Raw genomic sequence first — 5,036 nt, forward strand, 5'->3', positions numbered from 1 at the left:
CAACCTCGGGGAGATCCTCGGGCGGTACGACAAGGTCGTGGTGCCGGAGATGAACCTCGGACAGCTCGCCACCCTGCTGAGGGCGAAGTATCTGGTGGACGCGCACTCGTACAACCAGGTCAACGGCATGCCGTTCAAGGCCGAGCAGCTCGCCACGGCTCTCAAGGAGGCCACCGATGTCTGATGCCAACGAGTTGCTGACGCTGGTCCCCAAGGCCGCGGCCAAGCAGTCCATGAAGGACTTCAAGTCGGACCAGGAAGTGCGCTGGTGCCCCGGCTGCGGTGACTACGCGGTGCTGGCTGCGGTCCAGGGCTTCATGCCCGAACTGGGCCTGGCCAAGGAGAACATCGTCTTCGTCTCCGGCATCGGCTGCTCCTCCCGCTTCCCGTACTACATGAATACGTACGGGATGCACTCCATCCATGGCCGCGCCCCGGCGATCGCCACCGGTCTGGCCACCTCGCGCCGCGATCTGTCGGTCTGGGTCATCACGGGCGACGGCGACGCGCTCTCCATCGGCGGCAACCATCTGATCCACGCGCTGCGCCGCAACGTCAATCTGAAGATCCTGCTGTTCAACAACCGGATCTACGGACTGACCAAGGGCCAGTACTCCCCCACCTCCGAGCTCGGGAAGATCACCAAGTCGACGCCAATGGGCTCGCTCGACGCGCCCTTCAACCCGGTGTCGCTGGCGATCGGCGCGGAGGCGTCGTTCGTGGCCCGTACGGTCGACTCCGACCGTAAGCACCTCACCGAGGTGCTGCGGCAGGCCGCCGACCACCCGGGTACGGCGCTGGTGGAGATCTACCAGAACTGCAATATCTTCAACGACGGTGCCTTCGACGTGCTGAAGGACAAGCAGCAGGCGGAAGAGGCCGTGATCCGGCTGGAGCACGGGCAGCCGATCCGCTTCGGCGTCGAAGGCTCCAAGGGCGTGGTCAGGGACCCTGCGACCGGTGATCTCCAGGTCGTGGCCGTCACGCCGGAGAACGAATCGCGGATCCTCGTCCATGACGCGCACGCGGCGAGCCCCACCACGGCGTTCGCGCTGTCGCGTCTGGCGGACCCGGACACTCTGCACCACACGCCCATCGGAGTACTGCGCAGTGTCGAGCGGCCGGTCTACGACGCCTTGATGTCGGACCAGCTCGACCGGGCCGTCGAAGAACAGGGCAAGGGCGATCTGTCCAAGATGCTCGCCGGCGGCGACACCTGGACCGTCGTCGGCTGAGCCGTACCGGCTGAGCAGTCGTGCGTTGCGTCGGTGAGGCCCGGATCTCCTAGGAGGTCCGGGCCTTGTCGTACGCCTCGGAGGTCCGGGCCTTGTCGTACGCCTCGCGGGCCCGGAACACCTCGTCCAGCCGCCGTTCGGTCCAGCGGGCCAGCCCCCAGACCTGCTCGGCGGCCTCCCTGCCCAGATCGGTCAGTGTGTAGTCCACGCGCGGTGGAATCACGGGCCGGGCGTCGCGATGGACGAAGCCGTCGCGCTCCAGAGTCCTGAGCGTCTGCGTGAGCATCTTCTCGCTGACGCCGCCGATCTCGCGCCGCAGCTCGCTGAAGCGGTACGGGCGCTCCAGCAGGGCGGCCAGTACGAGCACGCCCCAGCGGCTCGTGACGTGCTCCAGAACCAGCCGGGAGGGACACATCTGCCGATTGACATCCGGCGCGCTGCTTACGGTCACGCCGGTACCTTACTTCAAAGTGGGTACTTTCGCTTGGTTAGTGCAGCTCATAGGGTGAGCGTCAGAGCGCTATGAAACCGTACGAACTGGAGAAATCACCCATGAGCATCGTTGTCACCGGAGCCACCGGACATCTCGGCCGGCTGGTCGTCGAGTCCCTGCTCGCCGCCAATGTCCCGGCCGGCGAAATCGTCGCCGTCGCGCGGAGCGAGGAGAAGGCGGCTGCCCTGGTGGCGCGCGGTGTCGAGCTGCGCCTCGCCGACTACGACCGTCCCGAGACTCTGGCAGGCGCCTTCGGCGCGGGCGACCGGGTGCTGCTGATCTCCGCGAGCGAGCCCGGCAAGCGTGTGCCCCAGCACAACGCCGTCATCGAGGCGGCGCGGGCGGCGGGCGTGGCCCAGCTCGCGTACACGGGCGTACTGGGCGGGCCCGAGGCCGACTTCGACCTGGCGGCCGACCACAAGGAGACCGAGCGGCTCATCCTCGCATCAGGGCTGCCGTACACCTTCCTGCGCAACGGCTTCTACACCGAGGTCTACACCGAGAACCTCGCTCCCGTACTGGAGCACGGCGCCGTCGTCGCCAACGCGGGCGAGGGCCGGATCGGCACCGCGGCCCGCGCGGACTACGCCGCCGCGGCGGCGGCCGTACTGACCGGCGACGGGCATCTCAACACGGCGTACGAGCTGAGCGGCGACACGGCGTGGTCCTTCGCCGAGTACGCGGCGGAGCTGTCACGGCAGACCGGCAGGACCATCGCGCACAGCGACGTACCGGGCGAGACACGACTGGAGATCCTCACCGGCGCCGGAGTGCCCGAGCCGTTCGCGGCGATCCTCGTGGACGTGGACCACGCGATCCAGCGAGGACGGCTCGCCGGCGGGACGGGCGACCTGGCCCGGCTGACCGGCCGCCCGACGACACCGCTCGCCGACTCGATCGCCGAGGCGCTCAAGGCCTGACGCGCCGCGCCCTCAGCGCCCTCAGCGCGCGCACGCCCGCACCCCATGGCCCCGAGGGCGCTCCCCGTACCGTCATGACCGTATGACGGTACGGGAATGACACGCGGCCCTGCCCGGCGCTACCTTCATGGCGGAACGGCGCAAGCGGGCAGGGCGGGCGGGGAGGGCCAGTGAAGGCGGACAGCGAGCAGCGGAGCGGACTGCTGTACGGGATCGGCGCCTACGGGATGTGGGGGCTGGTCCCGCTCTTCTGGCCACTGCTCGAACCGGCCGGAGCGACGGAGATCCTCGCCCACCGGATGGTCTGGTCGCTGGGCGTGGTCGCGATCTGGCTGCTGGCGCTGCGCCGCTGGAGCTGGATGGCCGAGCTGATACGTCAGCCCCGCAAGCTGGGACTCATCGCCGTGGCCGCCGTCACGATCTCCCTCAACTGGGGTTTCTATATCTGGGCGGTCAACAGCGGCCGGGTCGTGGAAGCGTCTCTGGGCTATTTCATCAATCCGCTGGTGACGATCGCCATGGGCGTTCTGCTGCTCAAGGAACGGCTGCGGCCCGCCCAGTGGACGGCGGTCTTCATCGCCTTCGCCGCAGTGCTGGTCCTTGCCGTCGGATACGGGCAGCCGCCATGGATCTCGCTGGTGCTGGCCTTCTCGTTCGCGACATACGGCCTGATCAAGAAGAAGATCAATATCGGCGGTCTGGAGTCGCTGGCGGCGGAGACCGCGGTTCTCTTCCTGCCCGCGCTCGGCTATCTGGTGTGGCTGGGCGCGTCGGGCTCGGCCACGTTCGGCAGGGAGGGCACGGGCCAGATGGCTCTCCTCGCCGGGACAGGCGTGGTCACCGCGCTGCCGCTGGTCTGCTTCGGCGCGGCGGCGATCCGGGTGCCGCTGTCGACGCTGGGCCTGCTCCAGTATCTGGCCCCGGTCTTCCAGTTTCTGCTGGGCGTCCTCTACTTCCACGAGGCGATGCCACCGGAGCGGTGGGCGGGCTTCTCACTGGTCTGGCTGGCGCTGGCGATCCTGACCTGGGACGCGCTGCGCAACGCCCGGCGTACCAGGGCGGAGGCACTGCGGCTGGCGACTGCCGCCGCGGCGAAACCCGCCTCGGATCAGGCTCCGCCGGTCTCGGAGCCGACAACTGCCGCCTCGGAACACGCGCCGTCCCCCAGCCGCCACAAGCCCGTGAGCTGACCAACGTCCCGCACCGCCCGGACCTCCCGTCCCCTCGTCGTCTATAGGTGATTACATGACTGCTTCCGCGCCCACTCCCGCACCTCTGCACTGGAAACTCGTGATCGACGCGGCCGACCCGCACGCCCAGGCCGACTTCTGGGCCGCCGCGCTCGGCTATGCCGTCGAGGACAACAGCGCGCTCATCCAGCGGCTTCTGGGCCTCGGCCTCGTCGCGGACACGGACACCGTGGAGTCGCACGGGAGGCTCGCCTTCCGGGATCTGATCGCCGTCCGCCATCCAGGCGATCCGTACCAGGAGGAGAGCGGCACCGGGCTCGGCCGGCGGATCCTCTTCCAGCGCGTACCGGAGGCGAAGACCGTCAAGAACCGGCTCCATCTGGATGTGCACTCCGAGCCAGGGCGACGCGCCGCCGAGGTCGGCCGGCTGGAGGCGCTGGGCGCGACGGTGCTCCACGAGACGAAGGAGCCCTCCGGGCAGTGGACCATCATGGCCGACCCCGAGGGCAATGAATTCTGCGTTCATTAGGACACGGCATACGGACACGGCATGCGGTAGGACAAAACGAATGACATCTGCCAATCCCCCAGGTCGCTTCTTGACGGTCGCTTCTTGACCGTCACTTCTTGACGACGGTCCGCCGTCGAGGCGCGGAGCGGTGGGCGGTGCTGGTGTGGCGTGGCTCGGGAAAACGGGTCAGGGCGATCTGCCGGATGAACTGATAAAGGCATGCGCAGGCCGAGATGGGAGGCAGCGCGGCCACCGCGATACCGGGAAGTGTTTTGGGAGCGGCGCTCACGCACAGGGCCACCGCGACAGAGGAGAAGAGCAGCAGGATCAGCCAGGGATGGGTGATCCTGCGGCGGTGCAGCGCGGAGCGCAGGATCGAGAACGTCGCCACCAGCCAGGGACCGAAGACCAGCAGCGGCCACCACCGGGCCAGTCCCGGCGGCGCGACGGTCAGCGCCATCTCTTCGAGCGGGTGGTACGAGACGCTCGCGCCCAGGGCACTGATCACCGTGACGGCGGCGGCCGTCATCGCGGACAGCAGCAGACTGAACACTCTCACCCAGGTGCCCGCCCGCCACCGCGGCTCCTTGGGCTTGCGCCGGTTGCGGGAGCGCGGGCGCGGTACGCCCATCGGAGGCGGCACGGCGGCAGGCGCGCCGTCCGCGGCCGACGCGCGCAGGAGCTGGG

General features: G+C 68.8%; 7 protein-coding genes. 5 read left to right on the top strand and 2 right to left on the bottom strand.

The annotated features are described in order from the left end of the window. The coding region (locus tag GA0115259_RS08900; protein WP_141716495.1) for a hypothetical protein at nucleotides 1-184 on the top strand (184 nt) is incomplete at its 5' end. Beyond that, nucleotides 177-1,235 (top strand): 2-oxoacid:ferredoxin oxidoreductase subunit beta, encoded by a 1,059-nt coding sequence (locus GA0115259_RS08905; protein ID WP_093593404.1) that lies wholly within the window; start codon nucleotides 177-179, stop codon nucleotides 1,233-1,235. The genes GA0115259_RS08900 and GA0115259_RS08905, both read left to right, overlap by 8 nt. A gap of 49 nt (nucleotides 1,236-1,284) precedes the next feature. On the opposite strand, the gene GA0115259_RS08910 is transcribed toward GA0115259_RS08905, so the two are convergent. After that, the gene (locus tag GA0115259_RS08910; RefSeq protein WP_093593419.1) at nucleotides 1,285-1,650 is read right to left on the bottom strand and encodes a winged helix-turn-helix transcriptional regulator; all 366 of its coding nucleotides are present in this window, start codon (nucleotides 1,648-1,650) and stop codon (nucleotides 1,285-1,287) included. A 137-nt stretch (nucleotides 1,651-1,787) separates the two neighbouring features. On the opposite strand from GA0115259_RS08910, the gene GA0115259_RS08915 reads away from it, so the two are divergent. The 3 genes from GA0115259_RS08915 (at nucleotide 1,788) to GA0115259_RS08925 (ending at nucleotide 4,367) form a co-directional block, all read left to right on the top strand. Next, complete coding sequence (locus tag GA0115259_RS08915) at nucleotides 1,788-2,648, top strand: SDR family oxidoreductase (RefSeq protein WP_093593407.1); 861 nt, start codon at nucleotides 1,788-1,790, stop codon at nucleotides 2,646-2,648. 170 nt (nucleotides 2,649-2,818) lie between these two features. Beyond that, nucleotides 2,819-3,838, top strand: a complete 1,020-nt coding sequence (gene rarD / locus GA0115259_RS08920) for an EamA family transporter RarD (protein WP_093593410.1) — start codon at nucleotides 2,819-2,821, stop codon at nucleotides 3,836-3,838. 55 nt (nucleotides 3,839-3,893) lie between these two features. After that, a complete protein-coding gene (locus GA0115259_RS08925; RefSeq protein WP_093593413.1) occupies nucleotides 3,894-4,367 on the top strand; it encodes a VOC family protein in 474 nt (157 codons plus the stop codon). Nucleotides 4,368-4,458: 91 nt separating this feature from the next. On the opposite strand, the gene GA0115259_RS08930 is transcribed toward GA0115259_RS08925, so the two are convergent. Next, a partial coding sequence (locus GA0115259_RS08930; protein WP_141716496.1) for a DUF2637 domain-containing protein occupies nucleotides 4,459-5,036 on the bottom strand: 578 nt, incomplete at its 5' end.

The sequence above is a fragment of the Streptomyces sp. MnatMP-M17 genome (assembly GCF_900091995.1).
Lineage (GTDB): Bacteria > Actinomycetota > Actinomycetes > Streptomycetales > Streptomycetaceae > Streptomyces.